Origin of the sequence: Flavobacterium sp. FlaQc-57 (assembly GCF_044007395.1) — a bacterium.
GTDB lineage: Bacteria > Bacteroidota > Bacteroidia > Flavobacteriales > Flavobacteriaceae > Flavobacterium.
Genome location: NZ_JBIPDA010000002.1, coordinates 1026106 through 1047367 on the forward strand (window position 1 = coordinate 1026106; position 21262 = coordinate 1047367).

The window sequence follows — 21262 nt, forward strand, 5'->3', positions numbered from 1 at the left end:
CACAAATTATTAAGTTTGGATAACTAAACTTAAACATATGAAAAAGAAAATGATCTTAGGTTTGATTATTTGTGGAGGACTTGCTTTCTCGCAAAATATCAAAAAACCTTTAGTTACAGCAATCACTGAAAAAGATCTTAGAACTGATATGTACCAGATGGCTGGTGATCATTTTAATGGTCGTGAAGCCGGAACTTTAGATGAATTAAAAGTGTCGATGTGGTTGGCAAATAAAGCCAAAGAAGCAGGAATGTTACCTGCGGGGGATGATGGAACTTACTTTCAGTTTTTTGATTTGTACAGACATCAGGTGACTCCAAATACAAAATTTAAAATCGGGCAAAAAGAATATAAATTATGGAAAGATGTTCTCGTAGCCGAAACCACAAATATCAAAGTCGATGCGCCATTAGTATATTTGGGAGCGGCAACAAAAGCAGAAATCGAGAAAGCTGATGTAAAAGGTAAGGCAGTTGTTTTATTGGCTTCAAAAGAAGGAATTGCAGATGATATTTCGTTATTTGACAGGCGTTATCCAGGTCTTGTTCGAAATAAATATTATGATCTTGTTGTAAAAAAAGGAGCAGTAGCACTTATCATGGTGGCAGATCAATTAGCAGAAGAAAGCTGGTCTCAGGTAGAGCCACAAATGACAAGAGGTATTTATGGAATCGAAGGTTTTCGTGATAAAATTGGCGCAACAATGCCAGTTTTTTGGGTACACAACAATCAACTGGATTATCTGAAAACGACTAAAGATCTTTTGTCTACAGAAGTAATTTCTGAAACGTATAAATATCCTTCAGTAAACGTAGTTGGAAAAATCGAAGGAACAGATCCTAAATTAAAGAATGAATACGTTCTTTTTAGCGGACACCAAGATCATGATGGAGTAAGACAAAAATATGGTCAGGATTCCATATATAATGGAGCCGATGATAATGCCAGTACTTGTGTGGCAATGTTAGCAATTGCAAGAGCGTATAAAAAACAACCGGCAAAAAGAACTGCTTTATTTGTATTTCACGGTTCAGAAGAGCGTGGCTTATTAGGATCAAGATGGTACGCATCGCATCCAACGGTTCCTGAAAAGGATATTATTGCAGTTTTGAACGGAGATATGATTGGCAGAAATAATGTAAATCAGGCAGCTCTTTTAGGTTCATCTTCTCCTCATGAAAATTCTTCAGATTTAGTTGCTATTGCTAAAAGAGCAAATGACGAAGGACCAAAATTTGATTTGGATAAACTTTGGGACAGACCAGAACATCCTGAATATTTTTATTTCCGTTCAGATCATTTACCGTATGCAAAAAAAGGAATTCCATCTGTTTTCTACACTAGTGTTTTGCACAGTCAATACCACACGCCGATGGATGAGTCTGAAAATATTGATTTTGTGAAATTGCATAAAATGACCGAATGGATTTACCGTACAGGTTGGATTTTATCAAATGATACAAATCGCCCTAAAACATTACCCAATGTACAATTGGAGCGATAAAAGGTATTTTTTGCTAAAATAAAAAAGCCGATTTCTAATTTTAGAAATCGGCTTTTTTTTATGTTTAACGAACTAAGTTGTCTAGCAATCTAAGTAAGTCTGATAATCTGAATTTACAATCCAAATTCAGCTTTTACTTTGTCTACGAAATCAAGTTTTTCCCATGTAAACAATTCAACAGTAACTGTTTTCTCATTTCCTCCTGGAGCAGAAAAAGTTTTAGTTACAGTTTCTGGCGTACGTCCCATGTGTCCGTAAGCAGCAGTTTCACTATAAATAGGGTTTCTTAATTTCAAACGTTGCTCGATAAAGTAAGGACGCATATCAAAGATAGCTTCTACTTTTTTAGCAATTTCACCGTTAGTTAATTTCACTTTTGAAGTTCCGTAAGTATCAATGAAGATTCCCATTGGTTCAGCAACCCCAATTGCGTAAGAAACTTGAACTAAAATCTCATCAGCAACACCAGCTGCAACTAAGTTTTTAGCGATATGACGTGTAGCGTAAGCAGCACTTCTATCAACTTTACTTGGATCTTTTCCTGAGAATGCACCACCACCGTGAGCACCTTTTCCACCGTAAGTATCAACAATGATTTTTCTTCCTGTTAAACCAGTATCTCCGTGAGGTCCTCCGATAACGAATTTTCCTGTTGGGTTAATGTGGTAATTGATTTTATCATTGAATAAATGAGCGTGAGCTGGATTTTTAGCAATGATTCTTGGAATCAAGATTTCGATAATATCTTTTTTGATTTTAGCCAACATCGTAGCTTCTTCATCAAAATCATCGTGTTGAGTCGAAATTACAATCGCATCAATACGAGTTGGTTTATTATCGTCACTGTATTCTAAAGTAACTTGAGATTTAGCATCAGGGCGTAAATAAGTGATTTCCTTATTTTCACGTCTTAAAATCGCTAATTCTTGTAATAATTTATGAGATAAATCTAGTGCCAAAGGCATATAGTTTTCAGTTTCGTTCGTTGCATAACCAAACATCATTCCTTGGTCACCTGCACCTTGCTCTTCTGGCTTAGCTCTGTCAACACCTTGATTGATATCTGCTGATTGCTCATGAATCGCCGAAAGAATTCCACAAGAATTTGCCTCAAACATATATTCGCTTTTAGTATATCCAATTTTACGGATTACTTCGCGAGCAATTTGCTGCACATCAAGATAGGTATTCGATTTTACTTCACCAGCTAAAATTACCTGACCAGTTGTAACAAGAGTTTCACAAGCTACTTTTGAGTCAGCATCAAATGCCAAAAAGTTATCAATTAATGCATCCGAAATTTGATCTGCAACTTTGTCTGGATGCCCTTCACTAACAGATTCTGACGTAAATAAATAAGCCATAATAATTTTTTAAATTAAAATTAAGTGAGAAAAAATAATTGCTAAAAAAGGCTAAAGGAGAGTTTCTGCTTTAGCATTTTTTACTACTGAAATCAATTTTCCAGTATTCATAACGAACCATTTCATTATGAAGAGGTTGCAATCAGTTCAAATTTTTCCTCTGTATTCGGGTGCAAAGGTATAAAACCATTTTGATTTGCAAATCAAAGTTCAACTTTTTTTACTTTTTTAGGTAGAAATTTAACATAAACATACTAGATTGATAGGGTAATGGAAATTATTTATGTTTTTGTTTGGTCGATTAAAAAATAGTTCGCAAATTTGCCTCATCAAAATAATAGAAAAAATGAAATTAACAGTTTGCAATAAGCCATGTATGATGCCGGAGCCTTCCGCAGAGATGCTATTGTAGTTTTTTTTCAGGAAAAATATAAATAGAACCTCTGCAAATTGCAGGGGTTTTTTTGTTTCAAAAAGAAACTAAACCGTAAAAAAACAATTTAAACCAAAACATTAATTAATCAGAAAAAAGTAATGAAAAAAAATGTACTACTTGCATTAGGTCTTTTAACATTTTCCGGTATTTATGCTCAGGATAATAAAAAAGAACAAGACAGTTTAAAGAATAACGAATTGTCAGAAGTTACAATAGTGGGATCTAGAAGTAAGAACAGAGTAAAAACAGATGTGCCGGTTCCGGTTGATGTTTTTAATATTTCTGAGATAACAAAAGGATCTCCACAAACCAGTGTCACTCAAATATTAAATTATGTTGCACCATCATTTACCAGTAATGCAACTTCAACTGCTGATGCTACAGATCACGTTGATCCGGCACAATTGAGAGGTTTAGGCCCGGATCAGGTTTTGATTTTGGTAAACGGTAAACGTAGACATACAAGTGCATTGGTAAATATTAATGGTTCTCCTGGTAGAGGATCTGTTGGAACAGATTTAAATGCGATTCCGTCATTTGCAATCGAAAGAATTGAAGTTCTTAGAGATGGAGCTGCGGCACAATACGGTTCAGATGCAATTGCGGGTGTTATTAATATTGTATTGAAAAAGAATGCTAATTTTATTTCAGGAGGTATTCAATACGGTACAAATTTATCTTCAGGATCTAATAATTTTAAAGGAGGTGCCGATGGTCAAACCTTGCAATTAGACCTAAACTACGGAACTTCTCTGGGCAAAGCAGGAAGTTTTCTGAATATTACAGGTAGTGCAGTTACCAGACAAGCAACAAGTAGAGCCGGAATTAGAAACAATGGTATTTTTAATGCTTATAATGCTGTCGAAAATAGAGCTGCTCAAAATGGTGTTGCTATTAACTCCTTATTTAGCAATATTAATAATACACCAAATACCGCGCAAATTCTGAGTTCGTTAAAGCAATATGCACCGCAGGTTGGCTATTTTACACCGGCACAGCAAACTGCAATTTCATCAGCAACAACACTTGCTCAAATGCAGACAGCCTTAAATTTTGATACCACAAACAATGAACTTGCTTATAGAGGTCAGCAGAGAAGCGACTATAATATGAGTGTTGGTCAGTCAGAATTGGCATCAGGACAAGCTTATTATAATTTAAAATATCCTTTAACAGAAATTACATCTTTATATTCATTTGGAGGAGTATCCTACAGAAACGGAGATTCTTATGCATTTAACAGATTGCCAAATGGCTCGGGAACATTCACACAAGTGTATCAAAACGGATTTTTGCCTCAAATAGAATCAAAAATTTTAGATGCTTCATCGGCAGTAGGACTTACAACACAATTGTTTGGTTTTGATACTGATATTAGCACAAACCTTGGAACGAACTCTTTTAGATATGATGTGAACAATACTATTAATGCAACTTTAGGAACCAATTCGGCCACAAGTTTTGATGCCGGTAAAGTTTCGTTTTTACAAAGTACAACCAATTTAGATTTAACTAAAAAATACGATGTTTTACAAGGATTAAACGTTGCGTTTGGTGGAGAATTTAGATATGAAAACTATCAGATAAAATCTGGAGAAGAAGCTTCTTATGGATTGTATGATATAAATGGAAATTTGGTTTCTGGAATTTTGCCAAGCAATTCACCGTTAATTGTTACTGATTTTTTTGGTAATAAACGTGGAGCAGGAGCACAAGGTTTCTCCGGATTTCAACCTTCAGATGCTAAAACAAAAGACAGAAAAAGTGGCGCGGCATATGTTGATTTAGAATTGAATGCTACTGAAAATTGGCTTTTAAACGGAGCAGTTCGTTACGAGAATTATTCTGATTTTGGAAGTACAGTAATCTTTAAATTAGCATCTCTTTTAAAATTGAATGACAACATCAATTGGAGAATTTCTGGGCAAACAGGTTTTAGAGCGCCATCGCTACAACAAAAATATTTTGAAGCGAGTTCAACACAGTTTATAAATGGTTCGCCATATCAAGTAGGATATTTTACAAACGATTCGCAAGCAGCAAAAAGTATTGGTGTTGAAAATTTAAAACCTGAAAAATCTAAAAGTATCAGCACAGGATTTACATTCAAAATTCCTGAAGCAAACATTACAATTGCAACAGACGCCTATTTTACAAGAATCGACGACAGAGTAGTGTTAACAGGTCAATATGCAAGACCAACAGATGCGCAAATAAATGCCGCAACATCACCGGAACAAAAAGATGCCTTGACATTGTTTCAACAGGCATTTGACCTAAAAGGAGTAGAAAGAGCTTCATTCTGGACAAACGGAATCAACTCTGAAACCAAAGGTGTTGATGTAGTAATTTCTCAAAAATACAATGTCATTCCAGATTTTACTATCAGAAATGATTTTGCTTTAAGTTATAATGAAACAAAAAGAGTAGGAGATTTAAATGTTCCACAATCTATTATTAATGCTGGTGGAGAACCTTATAAATATTCATTTTTCCCGGAATCAAGCAGAATTTATTTAGAAGAAGCAATTCCGAAATTGAAAGCGAATTTAATGACAACCTTCAGTATTAAAAAACTGGATATTTATTTGAGAAATAGTTATTTCGGAAAAGTGACTGATCCAGGCGCAACAGATGTAAATTTAGACGGATCATCTTCAGTTTACGAACACCCGGAGTACAGTTCAAAAATAGTTACTGATTTGTCTCTTGGATATCAAATCAACGACAAGTTTAGATTCACAGTTGGATTTAATAATATAGGAGATGTTTATCCGGATAGAAATAATCCCGCAACTCCGGCATTTACAAATACAACGCCAACATTGACGCCTGCGCCGAGCACAGATTTAACAAATGCAAATCAGTTTGCTTATTCAAGAGCAGTTTCGCAATTTGGATTAAACGGAAGATTTGGATTTGCCAGATTAAGTTTTAAATTCTAAACAATTAAAAAGAGTGAGCCACAGATTAAGCGGATTCAATGGATTAAAACAGATTTCAATCATTATAATCCTTTAATCTGTGGTTTATTTTAAAGTAGTAAAGCAAATAATTCTAGTCGTTATAAGGCTTTAAAAGAAATTTATGTTAAATGTTATTTTTTGATTTGGTAGTTCTAAAAATAGTTTATATATTTACTCTATCAAATTAGTCGAGTTTAAAAAAAGAGAATTAATTTAAATAAAATGAAAATGAAAACAATAGCGAATAATATGATGATATGTTGTGAGATGATGCAAATGTGCATCCCAAATCGCTGTTGCTAAAAGTGAAAGAGTAAATCTTTGTTATAGTTAGAACTATAAGCCCTTTTGGTAGCCATCCGAAAGGGCTTTTTTTTATTTAAACATTTTAAATTTTAAACCATGAACACATTAGATATAAATACAATCGCATTTCATTATTTATTGAGAACAGATTCTCAAAAGAATAACAATAAAACTGAAGAGTTAAAAACGGAAACTTTAAAGTACAATCCAGAGCAATATATAAAGGAGCAAAAATCTTTATTAGCTCAGTTGTACAATCTGGAAGAAGAAGATCTTTTTATATAAAACAATTTCAATAACAATATATAGTATTAATAATACCTAAAAAACTAAGAAATCATGAGCACACAAAAATTTGCAACAAACGCACTACACGCAGGACACGATGTTACTAAAAATGCAGGAACAAGAGCAGTGCCAATTTATCAAACTTCATCATATGTATTTAATGATTCAGATCATGCCGCCAATTTATTTGGTCTTGCAGAATCTGGATTCATTTACACTCGATTAAATAATCCAACAAACGATGTTTTGGAACAACGGCTTGCAGCGCTTGAAGGCGGGATTGCGGCTGTTGTTACAGCATCTGGAGCATCGGCAATTTCGACAGCTTTATTGACTTTACTAAAAGCAGGAGATCATATTGTGGCATCAAACAGTTTGTATGGAGGAACATATAATTTACTCAATGTAACTTTACCACGTTTAGGAATCACGACTACTTTTGTAGATCCATCAAAACCGGAAAACTTCACAAAAGCCGCTAAAGAAAATACAAGAGCTTTTTTTGTAGAATCTTTAGGAAATCCAAAATTAGATGTTTTGGATTTGAAAGGGATTTCGGCGGAAGCCAAAAACTTTAAAGTGCCTTTCATTGTTGATAATACTGTTGCTACTCCTTATTTGTTGAGACCAATTGAGCATGGCGCCAATATTGTAATTCATTCTTTAACCAAATATATTTCAGGAAATGGAACTTCATTAGGAGGCGCAATTATCGATGCCGGAACTTTTGACTGGTCTAACGGAAAATTCCCTGAATTTACAGAGCCTTCAGCCGGATACCACGGATTGGTGTATCACGAAGCTTTAGGAAATGCAGCTTTTATTGCAAAAGCAAGAATTGAAGGTTTGCGTGATTTTGGTGCGGCTTTAAGTCCGTTTAATGCTTTTCAAATTATTCAGGGATTAGAGACATTGCCAATTCGAATTCAAAAGCACAGCGAAAATGCTTTGGCTTTGGCATCTTGGTTAGAAAAACAAGATGAGGTAGTTTGGGTGAATTATCCAGGTTTAAAAACCAATAAATACTACGATTTAGCACAGCAATATTTGCCAAAAGGACAAAGCGGTGTCATCACATTTGGACTAAAAGGTGGTTTTGAAGCAGCTAAAAAAGTAGTAGATCAAACAAAACTATTCTCACTTTTGGCCAATATTGGTGATACAAAATCATTAATTATTCATCCGGCAAGTACAACACACCAACAATTGTCTGATGCGGATCAATTAGAAACAGGAGTTTCAAAAGATTTAGTTCGACTTTCTGTTGGAATAGAAGATATCGAAGATTTAATAGCTGATTTGCAAGCTGCGTTCGCAAGCGTTACACAAGCTCAATACAGCATTAATAAAAATTAGGTTTTTTTGTTTTTTGTTTGAAAAATTGCCTTTAGTAGCGTGAGTTCTACTAGAGGTGATTTTTTATAATAAAGGAAATTCAGTATAAAAATTTCACCATATAGGTAGAGACGCGCAGCAGTTCGTCTAATTTATATAAGTTGATAATATTAAATGAACTTATATCACTCATATGGTTTAATTAACCCCCAATTAAATTAAAAAATTATGTCAAAGCTTAAAATAAATATCATCCTTTTCGGAATTGGAAATATCGGAAGTACTTTGATCAATCAGATTATCGAAAGCCAGGAGTTTTTTCTAGAAAGTAAAAATATAGATTTTCATTTTCCGATAATCACCAATTCGACAGTTGCTTTTTTTGAAAAAGAAGGTGTTGGATATTCTTGGGAAACCAATTTTCTGGAATTAGCAGTTCCGTTTAAAGTAGAAGATATTATTGAATTTGCAAAAGAAAACGAATTTGAAAATCTAATTGCTGTTGATGCAACTGCCAGTGATGAATTGATTCGTCACTATAATACGTTAATAGAAAACGGGTTTAATATTGTAGCAGTAAATAAAAAAGCAAATACACTGCCGCTGGATTTGTATAAAGAGATTAGAACGAATCTTAAAAAATATGATAAGGAATTTTTATATGAAACTTCAGTAGATACAGGCTTTCCGGTTTTGCAAACACTAAGAGATTTGTATTATTCAGGAGAAAAAATCACCAAAATCAGAGGCGTTTTTTCAGATAATCTGAGTTATGTCTTTAATCGATTTGCAAATGAAGAAGCAACTTTTTCTTCACTTTTAAAAGATGCCAGTTTACTCGGATTAATGCGTTCGACTTTTAAAGAAGATTTATCCGGAAATGATACAGCCAGAAAGCTATTGATATTGACAAGAGAAATTGGAAAAGATTTTGAACTTTCAGATATAAAAATCAACTCTCTCATTAAAGACGAATTTTTAGAGCAAAATGGTATTCTGAATAAAGAAGCAATTGATAAATCGTTTAAAATTGCCAAAATCACCCAAGCTGACAATCATGTGTTGAGATACGTTGGAGAATTTGATGTTGAGAAAAATAAGCTTGAAGTTAAACTAGTTTCAGAACCTATTTCGTCAGCCATTGGGCAATTGAAAGGATCAGATACCATTTTTGAGATCTATACGCAGTCTTATGCAGATGTTCCGATTGTGATTCAAAGTGCATCAGCATGTAAACAAGCAATTTCAAGAGGGGTAATAACTGACATTTTGAAAGTGGCTGAAAAAATTAAAAACAAGGAGGCAGTTTGGTTGTAAGTGGTTTTTAATGTTCGTTAGTTGTTCTTTGACAGATTGAAACAGGAAAGTTTATATGTTGATTTTTTGTAGGTTTTTATATATGTTTTTTGAAAAGCCAATTTTGTAAGATGTTTTTTAACGATAAAAAGGTGTTTTTTAACGTTTTTTAAGATTAATTTGCTGATTCTCACTTGGATTATTGAAAAAATATTCGCACATTTGTAAGGCCTAGAAATTATAAGAAGGCCATTAGTATTTTGATCCCTAAATGGGAAATGAATAAAAGTGTTTCAGTAATTTCAGGAAGCTTATTAAAATAAAACAAATGCAAGAATTTTTTAAAATAGCAAGTAAATCAAAGATGAATAAATCCCTACAGATGAACAAGATGTTTAATGTCGCACGTATTTGTGTACGCGTCTGTTGATACTAAAAGTATATATAAGTTTTAAAAAACTTAAACCCTTTTGGTATTAAAAACCCAAAAGGGTTTTTTTATTCCATTTAGTAAGCATAACATAAAAATAAAGAATTAATAAAGATTATAAAACGCAACGAACTTAAACTTAAATATCATGAGCACATTAAACTACTTAACAAAGACTTTTTCAACATTGAAAAACATAAGGGCTAAAAGAAACAATCCGCCACCGACAAAAAATGAATTAGTACATCCTAGATTCGGTATTACTGAGGCAGATAAAGTAGCGGAGAAAAAAGAACCGAACTCATTATTATTTTTGATGTATTCAAAAGAGAATGAAACGCTTTTTATCTAAATCAAAAAGTATCATAAAATAGGGGTATACCTGCTTAATTTTACTGGGCTAATTGTTCGGTAATTTTTTGCGTACAATAGTTTCTGTTTGAATTATCTTTATGAAATTGCAGAATCAGTTTCGATAAAATTTGTTAGTTTAAGAAATAAGTAGTTAATTTGCACCTTTAAGTTCAAAAACGTATTGAAATGTTATAAAGAAAGGACGAGGGATTAGACCCGATGAATCCTTAGCAACCCTTCGTTAATTCGAAGAAGGTGCTGCATTCTACCACGCCCAAACGTGGAAAGATAACAACAAGAATTTTCTAGTTTCACTCTAGTACTTTCTTTCTAATATTTCCACATACAAATCAATTAATAAAAAGATTTGAAATTGGAAAATATACCAAGTCCCATTATAATTCAAGATTTCATCACAGAAAGTGGTGCATCATATTCATCATTGCCATTAAGTTTTACGCTTTCCGGTTTACCACTGCATAGCGCGCCTATTGTTTTGGTCAATCATGCTTTAACAGGAAATGCACAAGTTACTGGTGAAAATGGCTGGTGGAATGATTTAATTGGCGACGAAAAAACAATAGATACCCACAGATATACCGTATTAGCATTCGATGTTCCCGGAAATGGGAACAATTCGTTTTTAATTGATAATTATCTGGATTTTACCACAAGAGATATTGCCCGAATTTTTATAAAAGGTTTGCGGGCTTTAAATATTACTCAATTACATACCATTATCGGAGGTTCTGTTGGTGGCGGAATTGCGTGGGAAATACTCGCGTTAGAACCAAATATCACTCAAAATCTAATTCCAATTGCAACCGACTGGAAATCGACCGACTGGATGATCGCGAATTGCTACTTACAAGAGCAAATCCTGAACAATTCTTCAAAACCCATAGAAGATGCCAGAATTCATGCAATGTTGTGTTACAGATCTCCTGAATCATTCAAAGAAAAATTTCAACGAACAGTCAACAACGAGCTGCTGATTTTTAATATAGAAAGCTGGTTGGCGCACCACGGAAAGAAATTGCAAAAAAGATATCAATTGTCATCTTATAAATTGATGAATCAATTGCTTAAAACCATAGATATTACCAGAAATAGTGAGGATTTCGAGACGCTATTGTCAAGAACAACTGCCGCGATTCATATTATCGGAATCAACTCAGATTTGTTTTTTACACCAAAAGAAAATCGTGAAACTTATAATGAGTTAAAAAAGTTCAAAGAGAATGTCTTTTACAGCGAAATAGATTCGGTACACGGACATGACGCTTTTTTAATCGAGTACAAACAATTAGATCATTTACTTGCCGATATTTTTAAGGCAGAAACAATAGAAAAATAAAATGAAAATATTAAAATTTGGAGGTAAATCGTTATCAAACGGAGAAGGACTTAATAAAGTAGTTTCAATCATTTCTGATAAAGTAAATCAAGGAGAACAAATTGCTGTTGTCGTTTCGGCACGTGGAAATGCAACAGATGAATTGGAATATATTTTAAAACTTGCTGCTAAAAACGGTGATTATAAAACATTATTAGAAAATTTTAAAACCTATCAGGTTTCAGAGTATCCGCAGGTTGATTTGTCTGAGGAATTTAATGTTTTAGATAAACTTTTTGAAGGCGTTAGTTTAATTGGAGATTACAGCAACAAAATCAAAGATCAGATTTTATCTAAAGGTGAGTTGCTTTCGGCCAAATTATTAACGGCTATTTTAAAAGAAAAAGGAGTTCCTGCTAATTTTGTTGATTCAAGAGAATTGCTTAAAACCGACTCGAAATTTGGTGACGCACAGCCTTTAGAGCAGCTTTCTAAGAAAAATGTTGTCAATTACTTCAAAGAACATAGCGGTTCAACGGTTAATATTGTAACAGGTTTTATTGGTTCAAACAATAATAATGATACTACAACTTTAGGAAGAAACGGAAGTAATTATACAGCATCGTTGATCGCGAATTATTTGAATGCCGAAGAATTACAAAACTTTACTCACGTTGACGGAATCTATACTGCAAATCCTGATTTAGTAGCCGATGCCAAAAAAATCGAATATTTATCATTTAACGAAGCAAACGAATTAGCCAATTTTGGAGCAACAATCTTGCATGCCAAAACCATAATTCCTTTGTTGGAAAAAAATATCCCGCTTCGTATTTTAAATACTTTTAATCACGAAAACCGAGGAACATTAATCACTTCAGATTCTGCAAAAGAAGGAATCAAAACACTTTCAGTTTTAGAGAATTTATCTTTAGTAAATCTTGAAGGTCGCGGATTATTAGGAAAATCAGGCGTTGATGCTAGAATTTTTAAAGTAATGGGCGATCACAATATCAGTGTGAGTATTATTTCGCAAGGTTCTTCAGAAAGAGGAATAGGATTGGTTGTGGCGACAGATAAAGCAACAACAGCAATGATCGAATTAGAAAAAGAATTCGAAAATGATTTCTATTCTAAAGATGTAAATCAGATTACAGTAACAGACAATGTATCTGTTATTTCGATTATTGGTCAGGATTTGAGTACTTTTCACAAACCTTATACGGCTTTAATCAAAAATAAAATTGTTCCGATATTATTTAACAACACTGTTACGGGTAAAAACGTGAGTTTAGTGGTTAAAAAATCAGAACTTAATAAAGCATTAAACGTAATTCACGGAGAGATTTTTGGAGTTTCTAAAAAAATCAATATTGCTATTTTCGGACATGGATTAGTTGGTGGAACTTTGATCAATCAAATTTTAGAATCAGCTGCAGCGATCGAAAAACGTAAAGACATTAAACTGAATGTTTTTGCAATTGCAAACTCTAAGAAAGTACTTTTAAATAAAAATGGCGTAACTTCAGACTGGAAAAATCAAATCCAGAAAGAAGGTTTGGAATATACAATTAATGATGTAATTGCGTATGCAAATCAACATCATTTAGAGAACTTAATTGCGATCGACAACACAGCAAGTGCCACTTTCGTAGAAAATTATATTTCACTGATTGAAAGTAGTTTCGACTTGATTTCGTCTAATAAAGTTGCCAATACATTAAGTTATGGTTTTTATAAAGAATTGAGAAAATCTTTGACAGAAAATCAAAAGAATTATTTATACGAAACCAATGTTGGTGCAGGATTACCATTAATTGATACCATAAAATTATTGCATCTTTCAGGTGAAAATATCACTAAAATAAAAGGAGTTTTCTCAGGAACGTTGAGCTACTTGTTTAATAATTTCTCTGCAAAAGATGTTCCGTTTAGTGAAATTTTACAACAAGCAATTGACAACGGATATACAGAACCAGACCCGCGTGAGGATTTATGCGGAAATGATGTTGGAAGAAAATTATTGATTTTGGCGAGAGAGTTAGATTTACAAAATGAGTTTGAAGAAATCTCAATTCAGAATTTAATTCCGGAACATTTACGTGAAGGAAACGTTTCTGATTTCTTGACAAAACTAAAAGAATTCGACCCAATTTATGAGAAAATAAAAGCCGATCAAAAACCAAATCACGTATTAAGATATATTGGTGAATTGTCTGGAGATTTGCAAAATGATAAAGGGATTTTAGAAGTAAAATTAGTTTCAGTACCATCTGACACTGCTTTAGGCGGATTAAAAGGTTCTGATTCTTTCTTCGAAATTTATACAGAATCTTATGGAGATCGACCAATCGTAATTCAAGGAGCCGGTGCAGGTTCTGCGGTAACAGCGAGAGGAGTTTTTGGAGATATTTTGAGATTATCTGATAAAGGGTAATATTTTAGATTTTCTAAATCGGTTCCAGTTTGTCATTTCGACGCAAGGAGAAATCACACACGGAGCTCGACAAAGATTGACGACATTCTTTATGGAATTACTAGTGTGATTTCTCCTTGCATGGAAATGTCAAGATTGTAGAAATTGTACTGATAAAGCAAAAACAAAAAATAACAACACAATGAAAGTAACTTTAAACAGAGTAAACGACGCGTTTCATTTTAAACTTAAAAATGAAAGAGGTCATGTAGTTGATGTAGACAGCAGAGCCGAATTTGGCGGAAGTGATTTAGGTGCAAGCCCGATGGAATTAGTATTGATGGGTGTTGCAGGATGCAGCGCAATTGATATGATTTCGATTTTAAAGAAACAACGTCAGGAAATTACAGCATTTAATGCTGAGGTTGAAGGAGAACGCGTGCAAGTGGGCGAAGCAAAACCTTTTAAAGAAATTAATGTGGTTTTTTATTTAGAAGGCGATATTAATCCTGAAAAAGCACAACGCGCAGCACAACTTTCTTTCGAGAAATATTGTTCAGTTGCCAAAACTGTTGAGCCAACAGCCACAATAAAATATAAAGTTGTATTGAACAACGAGCAGTTATAAAATTAGTCAATTAGAGAATTAGTTAATGTGGCAATTAGTCAATTAGATAATGCTTAGATTGTGTAAATGATTAGACTCGTTTTAGTTTAGACTTTAAATTTTTACTTATTGTAAGACCTGAAAGTTTAAACGTGAAACAAAAAAATAAAAAAAATGAACGAACAAGAATTTGGTTTTGAAACCCAAGCCATACGCACACATTTAGAAAAATCGCAATTTCAGGAACATTCAACTCCTTTGTATTTATCGTCAAGTTTTGTATTTGATGATGCAGAGGATATGCGAGCTTCTTTTACGGAAGAAAAAGTACGTAATATTTATTCACGTTTTAGTAATCCAAACACAACCGAGTTTGTAGATAAGGTTTGTGCTATGGAAGGTGCTGAGGCAGGTTATGCTTTTGCAACCGGAATGGCTGCTATTTATTCTTGTTTTGCAGGATTGTTAGAGTCAGGCGATCATATCGTTTCTGCAGGAAGCGTTTTTGGATCGACTCATGCGTTGTTTATGACTTATTTTCCAAAATGGAATATTGAAACAACTTATTTTGATATCAATAAACCAGAGACAATAGAAAGTTTTATTAAGCCAAATACTAAAATATTATACGCTGAAACACCTACAAATCCTGGTGTAGATGTAGTTGATTTAGAGTTGTTAGGACAAATTGCAAAAAAACACAATCTTATTTTAATAATTGATAACTGTTTTGCAACGCCATATATTCAACAGCCTATAAAATATGGAGCACATTTGGTAGTTCATTCAGCGACGAAATTAATAGACGGTCAAGGTCGTGTTTTAGGTGGAGTTGCAGTTGGAGATGCTGAGTTAATTCGTAAAATATATTTGTTTTCAAGAAATACAGGACCGGCAATGTCACCATTTAACGCATGGGTTTTGTCAAAAAGTTTAGAGACTTTGGCTGTACGTGTTGACAAACATTGTGAAAATGCCTTAAAAGTTGCTGAGTTTTTAGAAGCACATCCAAATGTAAATAGTGTAAAATACCCGTTTTTAAAATCACATCCAAAGTATGAAATTGCCAAAAAACAAATGCTTTTAGGTGGTAACATTATTGCATTTGAAATTAAAGGCGGAATAGAAGCAGGAAGAAAATTTTTGGACAAGATTAAATTATGTTCATTATCTGCAAACATTGGAGACGTAAAAACTATTGTAACACACCCGGCTTCAACAACACATAGTAAGTTGTCTGTAGAAGAAAAATTAGCAGTTGGAATTACAGAAGGTTTAGTACGTGTTTCTGTAGGTTTAGAAACTGTAAAAGATGTAATTGCTGATTTGAAGCAAGCGCTTGCTTAAGAATTTAGATTTTATTTGTATAATGACGATTTTTGACTGTAAATTTATTACTATTAAAAATCGTCATTCTTTTTGGTGATTGTTTGAGTAAAAAATATATTTTTGTTAGTTCTGAAATTGGAAACTATTAGTAATCAAAAAGCAAATCAAACTTGAGTAATAATGTTTATATCGTTGAAAAGAAGTTATTAGCTTCGGATCGTGATCGTTTTATAAATTGCATTTTGGACTTCCTTTCTGTTTTTATTACGATGTTTGTTTCTAGTCTTATTGTTATTATTGTTGGGAATGTCTTTAATTGGGATATATTCTCAATTTGGGAAAAATTTATTATTGATTCTAGATATTTAGCTTGTCTTTCTTTTTTAATGTTTAATTATTTTGTTCTGGAATGGCTTTTTGGAAGAACAATGGGTAAACTAGTAACTGGTACAATTGTAGTTAACAAAAATGGCTTAAAACCTGACTTTGGCGTCATTTTTATAAGAACACTATGTCGTTTAATTCCTTTAGATGCATTATCTTTTTTAGGAAAATCAGAAATGTTTTGGCATGATTCTATTTCTAAAACCTACGTTGTAGAGAAAAAGGAGTTAGAAAGAGATATGGAAATTTTTTATAGTTTGAATTTAATTGGTGTTAAGGAAGCAAACTAATTAAACTATACTAATTTAGTAGAATATAAAATTCAACCTGTTATATTCTCATTTAAAAAGTTTATTTTTGTTGCAGAAAAATATGAATATTGTTTATTTTGGTCTATTCAGATAATCTTGAAACTAAAATCTACAGGTACATCTAAAATATAAAAATGCTTTCAAAGAAAACAAAATACGGAATTAAAGCCCTTACATATTTAGCCAGGAGAGAAAATAATGAACCTGTACAAATTGCTGAAATTGCCAAAAGTGAACATATTTCAATTAAGTTCTTAGAGAGTATTTTATTACTTCTTAGAAATTCAGGTTTTCTTGGAGCTAAAAAAGGAAAAGGTGGAGGTTATTACCTGATTAAAGATCCAAAAGATATTAGTATGGCAAAGGTATATCGTATTCTTGAGGGGCCAATTGCATTGCTTCCTTGTGCCAGTCATAACTTTTATGAAAAATGTGATGATTGCGATGACGAATCTACCTGTGCTGCAAGACGTTTAATGACAGAAGTTAGAGATAATACGCTTAAAATATTAGAGAGTAATTCTTTGGCAGATATTGCATTTTAGTAAAATCTGTTTAAATAACTATATTAAAAAAGACCATTTCATTATTTTGAAATGGTCTTTTTTTATGTCTTTATTAGAAGTTTTATTCTAAAAAATCAATTTATATCCAGCTAGAAAAAGCATTATAGCAATTGCATTTCTAAGAAATAAATCAGGAACTTTGCCGCTAAGCATACTTCCGATAAAAATTCCCGGAAGAGATCCCATTAATAACTGCGCTAATAGAGTTAAATCTAAATTCCCCATAGAAGCATGCCCAATTCCGGCAACAAGAGTTAAAGGAACGGCATGAGCAATCTCAGTTCCTACCAAACGAGGTGTTGGTAAAAGCGGATACAGGAAAAATAAAGTAACGGTACCAAGAGCTCCGGCTCCAATAGAAGTTAGTGTTACCGTTGCGCCAAGTAAAACGCCAATTCCGATAGTTAACATATTTTGAGTGTGACTTTCGCTATGAAATTTATCACCGGCATGTTTTTGTGAAAATCGCAGTAATTTCTTTTTAAACAAAATTGCCACCGATGTAAAAAGCAAAGCCCAGCCTAAACTATATTTTATTACAGCATTTATAGTCGAAATATCAGTTTTAATACTGTTTAAAATCCATAAAGTAAGTAAAGCGGCAGGAACACTTCCTAGAGTAAGCCAGCCTGTAATTTTCCAATTAATGTTTCCTTTTTTATGATGTACAAATACGCCACCCATTTTAGTAAAAGCTGCGTACAATAGATCGGTACCAACTGCTGTTGTTGGAGGAATGCCAAACCATAATAAAATAGGAGTCATCAAGGAACCGCCTCCAACGCCTGTCAATCCAACCACAAAACCTACTACTAAACCAGCAATTACAAGACCAATATGAAAATCCATGAATAAAATTTTGCGGTAAAAATAATAACAATTTTATAATTATCCTATAGATATGGTAGACTTTAAAATGCTATATTTGTAAACGAATATCATTGATGGTTTAATTTGTTGTAATACAGTTGAATAGGGTTTTTAACTTAAGAGGTTCTTTTTGTTAAAGTACAGAGAGTTGTTACTTGCTTAACGTAAAGAGAATTAGAATTGTAAAAAATTAAAATAATGTTTTGATATTTAGAAATAAGTATTAATTTTGCGTAGTAATCTATTAAGCCGATAGGGTAATAGATTTTACTAGCCAAAACCAATTGTGGAGAATGGAAAATGAATTAAAAATAAATAGTTATGATGTTAAATCAGATGCATCGATAAAAGAAAAACTATGGGTTGTTATACCTGTTGCTTTATTAGTGGGTCTATTAACTATTTTGATATACAATCACTACGCCGAATTTTCATGGAATGGGTTTGTTGGAGGTTTTAACCAGGAATTTTTAGTCTTTTTTGCTATAGGTGTTTTTGCACAATTGGTAGATGGAACATTAGGAATGGGTTATGGAGCAACTTCTACATCATTTTTATTAGCATACGGAGTTCCGCCGGTTATTAGCAGTACAGCGGTTCACGTGTCAGAAATGTTTACAACCGGAGCATCGGCGCTTTCGCACCACCGTTTTGGAAATATCAATAAAAAACTGGTAAAACACCTGTTGATTCCGGGAGTTTTAGGTTCGATAACAGGAGCTTATTTATTATCAGATGTAATCAGTGGAGATGTTATTAAGCCATTTATTGCGGTTTACATGATTGTTTTGGCAACGGTAATTATCAAAAAAGCGCTGAAAAAAAACATTGTAAAAAAGAAAACTAAAAAATTAAGTGCTTTAGCAGCTTTTGGAGGTTTTATGGATTCTGTTGGTGGCGGCGGATGGGGACCAATCGTTACTTCAACATTGTTAGGAAGAGGGAGAAATCCAAGATATACCATTGGTTCTGTAAATGCTGCTGAATTTGCGATTTCGTTTGCTAGTGGGATAACTTTCATGCTTTTTGGAGGAATTCATGGTTGGCAAGTTATTATAGGTTTGATTCTGGGAGGAGTAATTGCGGCACCACTAGGAGCCTATTTGGTAAATAAAATAAAAAGAAAACCAATGATGATTGCGGTTGGAATTTTAATTATACTATTGAGTTTAAAAACATTATCTAAATTATTGTAATAGATTTTTTAGAAAGAGAAAGAGAATATGAGTGCGACAATTATACAAACATTATTAGATAAAACGAAAGATTTTTCGCTTGAGGAAACTTTAGTTTTTTTGGCTGAAGAATATCCCGGAAAGGTTATTTTCTCCACTTCTTTCGGGCAAGAAGATCAGGTGATTACAGATTTTATAGCAAAAAGTAATCAGGATATTACCATTTTTACCTTAGATACAGGTAGATTATTTCAGGAGACTTACGATGTTTTTCATAAAACATTAAAAAAATACAAAAAGCAAATTGAGGTTTATTTTCCAGAAGCAACAGCAGTAGAAAATTTACTAAAACAAAAAGGGCCCAATAGCTTTTTTGAATCAGTTGAGAATAGAAAAGAATGCTGTTTTATTCGTAAAGTAGTTCCGTTGAGAAAAGCTTTAGCAGGAAATTCAGTTTGGATTACGGGTTTAAGAGCGGAACAATCAGAGAATAGAAATGATCTTCAAATGTTTGAATATGATGGAGGTTTTGAAATCATAAAATTCAATCCATTATTAAAATGGACTTTAGAAGAAGTTGAAACCTATTTATCAGCAAACAACGTTCCTCAAAATGCATTGCACAAACAAGGTTTCGTAAGTATTGGTTGCGCGCCTTGTACAAGAGCCATTTTTCCTGGAGAAGATATTAGAGCCGGAAGATGGTATTGGGAATCTAGCCATAAAGAATGTGGTTTGCATAGTGCTAAAAAAGAATAAAGAAGTTAGAGGCAAGAGAATAGAATAAAGAATATAGATTTAAAGTTCCGGAGGGACGATTCATATTGTAGCGCCGGATTTTATCTGTTGATTAAAGACAAAAACAAAAACACAGAATAACGATAGTGATATAGATTTTAGATTAAACTCACAAAAAAAATCTGAAACTAGAAACTGTCAAGCATTAAACAAAATATCAAATGAGTTCAAGTTCAGTATTAAAAACAAACGCTTTAGAGAGTGAAGCGATATACATTTTCAGAGAAGTAATTTCACAATTTGACAAACCTGTTTTACTTTTCTCTGGAGGAAAAGATTCTATAACATTAGTTCGTTTGGCTCAAAAAGCATTTTTCCCTGCTAAAATTCCGTTTCCTCTATTGCATGTTGATACAGGACATAATTTTCCTGAGACAATTGCTTTTAGAGATAAACTGGTTGAGGAATTGGGTTTAGAGTTGATCGTTCGTAATGTTCAGGATGCGATTGATGAAGGGAAAGTGGTTGAAGAAACTGGAAAGTATTCTAGTAGAAACAGCTTACAGACGACAACACTTTTAGATGCAATCGAAGAATTTAAGTTCGATGCTTGTATTGGTGGTGCGCGTCGTGATGAAGAAAAAGCAAGAGCAAAGGAACGTATTTTTTCAGTTCGTGATGACTTTGGTCAGTGGGATGAAAAAAATCAGCGTCCGGAGTTATTTGATATTTTGAATGGAAAAATTGAAAATGGACAAAACGTTCGTGTTTTTCCAATTTCAAACTGGACAGAATTAGATGTTTGGAGTTATATCGAGAAAGAACACATCGAGATTCCATCTATCTATTTTTCACATAAAAGAAAAGTTTTTTTGAGAGACGGTTTAATCTGGTCGCATTCTCCTTTTGTGTACCAAGAAGAAGACGAACAAATCGAAGAAAGAATTGTTCGCTTCAGAACCGTTGGAGATATGAGTTGTACAGCTGCTGTTGAATCTTATGCCGCAACAATCCAGGAAGTTGTTGGAGAAATTAGAGAATCAACCATTTCTGAAAGAGGAGCCAGAATCGACGACAAACGTTCTGAGGCCGCAATGGAAAAGAGAAAACAACAAGGATATTTTTAATTATTAATTTGTGAATTATAAATTATTAATTAAAAATACTGAAAAGTAAAATTCAAAAAAACATACAGATTTAAATTTTAGTTAAAGCGTTTCAAAAACTTGAAACATTAAACTTGAAACAAAA

Annotated in this window: 17 protein-coding genes and 1 riboswitch; of the genes, 15 read left to right on the top strand and 2 right to left on the bottom strand. The window is 33.2% G+C overall.

From position 1 onward, the window contains the following. Positions 1–37: 37 nt before the first annotated feature. A complete protein-coding gene (locus tag ACHRVZ_RS10400; protein WP_395422325.1) occupies positions 38–1504 on the top strand; it encodes a M28 family metallopeptidase in 1467 nt (488 codons plus the stop codon). Between the two features lie 113 nt (positions 1505–1617). Here ACHRVZ_RS10400 and metK read toward each other — a convergent pair whose 3' ends face one another. After that, positions 1618–2868 (bottom strand): methionine adenosyltransferase, encoded by a 1251-nt coding sequence (gene metK, locus ACHRVZ_RS10405; RefSeq protein ID WP_395422327.1) that lies wholly within the window; start codon positions 2866–2868, stop codon positions 1618–1620. 534 nt (positions 2869–3402) lie between these two features. Here metK and ACHRVZ_RS10410 point away from each other — a divergent pair. The 11 genes from ACHRVZ_RS10410 (at position 3403) to ACHRVZ_RS10460 (ending at position 17207) form a co-directional block, all read left to right on the top strand. After that, the gene (locus ACHRVZ_RS10410; RefSeq protein WP_395422328.1) at positions 3403–6249 is read left to right on the top strand and encodes a TonB-dependent receptor plug domain-containing protein; all 2847 of its coding nucleotides are present in this window, start codon (positions 3403–3405) and stop codon (positions 6247–6249) included. Positions 6250–6672: 423 nt separating this feature from the next. Beyond that, positions 6673–6861 (top strand): hypothetical protein, encoded by a 189-nt coding sequence (locus tag ACHRVZ_RS10415; protein WP_395422329.1) that lies wholly within the window; start codon positions 6673–6675, stop codon positions 6859–6861. A gap of 54 nt (positions 6862–6915) precedes the next feature. Then, the gene (locus ACHRVZ_RS10420; protein ID WP_395422330.1) at positions 6916–8220 is read left to right on the top strand and encodes an O-acetylhomoserine aminocarboxypropyltransferase/cysteine synthase family protein; all 1305 of its coding nucleotides are present in this window, start codon (positions 6916–6918) and stop codon (positions 8218–8220) included. A gap of 207 nt (positions 8221–8427) precedes the next feature. After that, on the top strand, positions 8428–9516 hold the full coding sequence (locus ACHRVZ_RS10425) for an aspartate kinase (RefSeq protein ID WP_395422331.1): 1089 nt from the start codon (positions 8428–8430) through the stop codon (positions 9514–9516). A 557-nt stretch (positions 9517–10073) separates the two neighbouring features. Beyond that, on the top strand, positions 10074–10277 hold the full coding sequence (locus ACHRVZ_RS10430; protein WP_395422333.1) for a hypothetical protein: 204 nt from the start codon (positions 10074–10076) through the stop codon (positions 10275–10277). Positions 10278–10465: 188 nt separating this feature from the next. After that, a riboswitch (SAM riboswitch) is annotated at positions 10466–10574 on the top strand. Positions 10575–10652: 78 nt separating this feature from the next. Further along, positions 10653–11636: an alpha/beta fold hydrolase gene (locus ACHRVZ_RS10435; protein WP_395422334.1), complete on the top strand. Its 984-nt coding sequence runs from the start codon at positions 10653–10655 to the stop codon at positions 11634–11636. A gap of 1 nt (position 11637) precedes the next feature. Continuing rightward, positions 11638–14052, top strand: coding sequence for a bifunctional aspartate kinase/homoserine dehydrogenase I (thrA, locus tag ACHRVZ_RS10440; protein ID WP_395422335.1), 2415 nt, complete (start codon positions 11638–11640; stop codon positions 14050–14052). 181 nt (positions 14053–14233) lie between these two features. Next, positions 14234–14659 (top strand): OsmC family protein, encoded by a 426-nt coding sequence (locus ACHRVZ_RS10445; protein WP_395422337.1) that lies wholly within the window; start codon positions 14234–14236, stop codon positions 14657–14659. 153 nt (positions 14660–14812) lie between these two features. Next, positions 14813–15985 (top strand): trans-sulfuration enzyme family protein, encoded by a 1173-nt coding sequence (locus ACHRVZ_RS10450; protein WP_395422338.1) that lies wholly within the window; start codon positions 14813–14815, stop codon positions 15983–15985. 152 nt (positions 15986–16137) lie between these two features. Next, positions 16138–16641, top strand: a complete 504-nt coding sequence (locus tag ACHRVZ_RS10455) for an RDD family protein (RefSeq protein WP_395422339.1) — start codon at positions 16138–16140, stop codon at positions 16639–16641. A 155-nt stretch (positions 16642–16796) separates the two neighbouring features. After that, positions 16797–17207: an Rrf2 family transcriptional regulator gene (locus ACHRVZ_RS10460; protein ID WP_012023576.1), complete on the top strand. Its 411-nt coding sequence runs from the start codon at positions 16797–16799 to the stop codon at positions 17205–17207. Between the two features lie 87 nt (positions 17208–17294). Here ACHRVZ_RS10460 and ACHRVZ_RS10465 read toward each other — a convergent pair whose 3' ends face one another. Beyond that, entirely contained in the window at positions 17295–18077 is a 783-nt protein-coding gene (locus tag ACHRVZ_RS10465; protein WP_395422340.1) for a sulfite exporter TauE/SafE family protein, read from the bottom strand. A 314-nt stretch (positions 18078–18391) separates the two neighbouring features. On the opposite strand from ACHRVZ_RS10465, the gene ACHRVZ_RS10470 reads away from it, so the two are divergent. The 3 genes from ACHRVZ_RS10470 (at position 18392) to cysD (ending at position 21138) form a co-directional block, all read left to right on the top strand. Further along, positions 18392–19294 carry a sulfite exporter TauE/SafE family protein gene (locus ACHRVZ_RS10470; RefSeq protein WP_395422341.1) on the top strand — a complete coding sequence of 301 codons (903 nt, stop codon included), beginning with the start codon at positions 18392–18394 and terminating at the stop codon, positions 19292–19294. A 27-nt stretch (positions 19295–19321) separates the two neighbouring features. Continuing rightward, complete coding sequence (locus tag ACHRVZ_RS10475) at positions 19322–20032, top strand: phosphoadenylyl-sulfate reductase (protein ID WP_395422342.1); 711 nt, start codon at positions 19322–19324, stop codon at positions 20030–20032. Positions 20033–20232: 200 nt separating this feature from the next. Then, complete coding sequence (gene cysD, locus ACHRVZ_RS10480) at positions 20233–21138, top strand: sulfate adenylyltransferase subunit CysD (RefSeq protein WP_395422343.1); 906 nt, start codon at positions 20233–20235, stop codon at positions 21136–21138. Positions 21139–21262 lie beyond the last annotated feature (124 nt).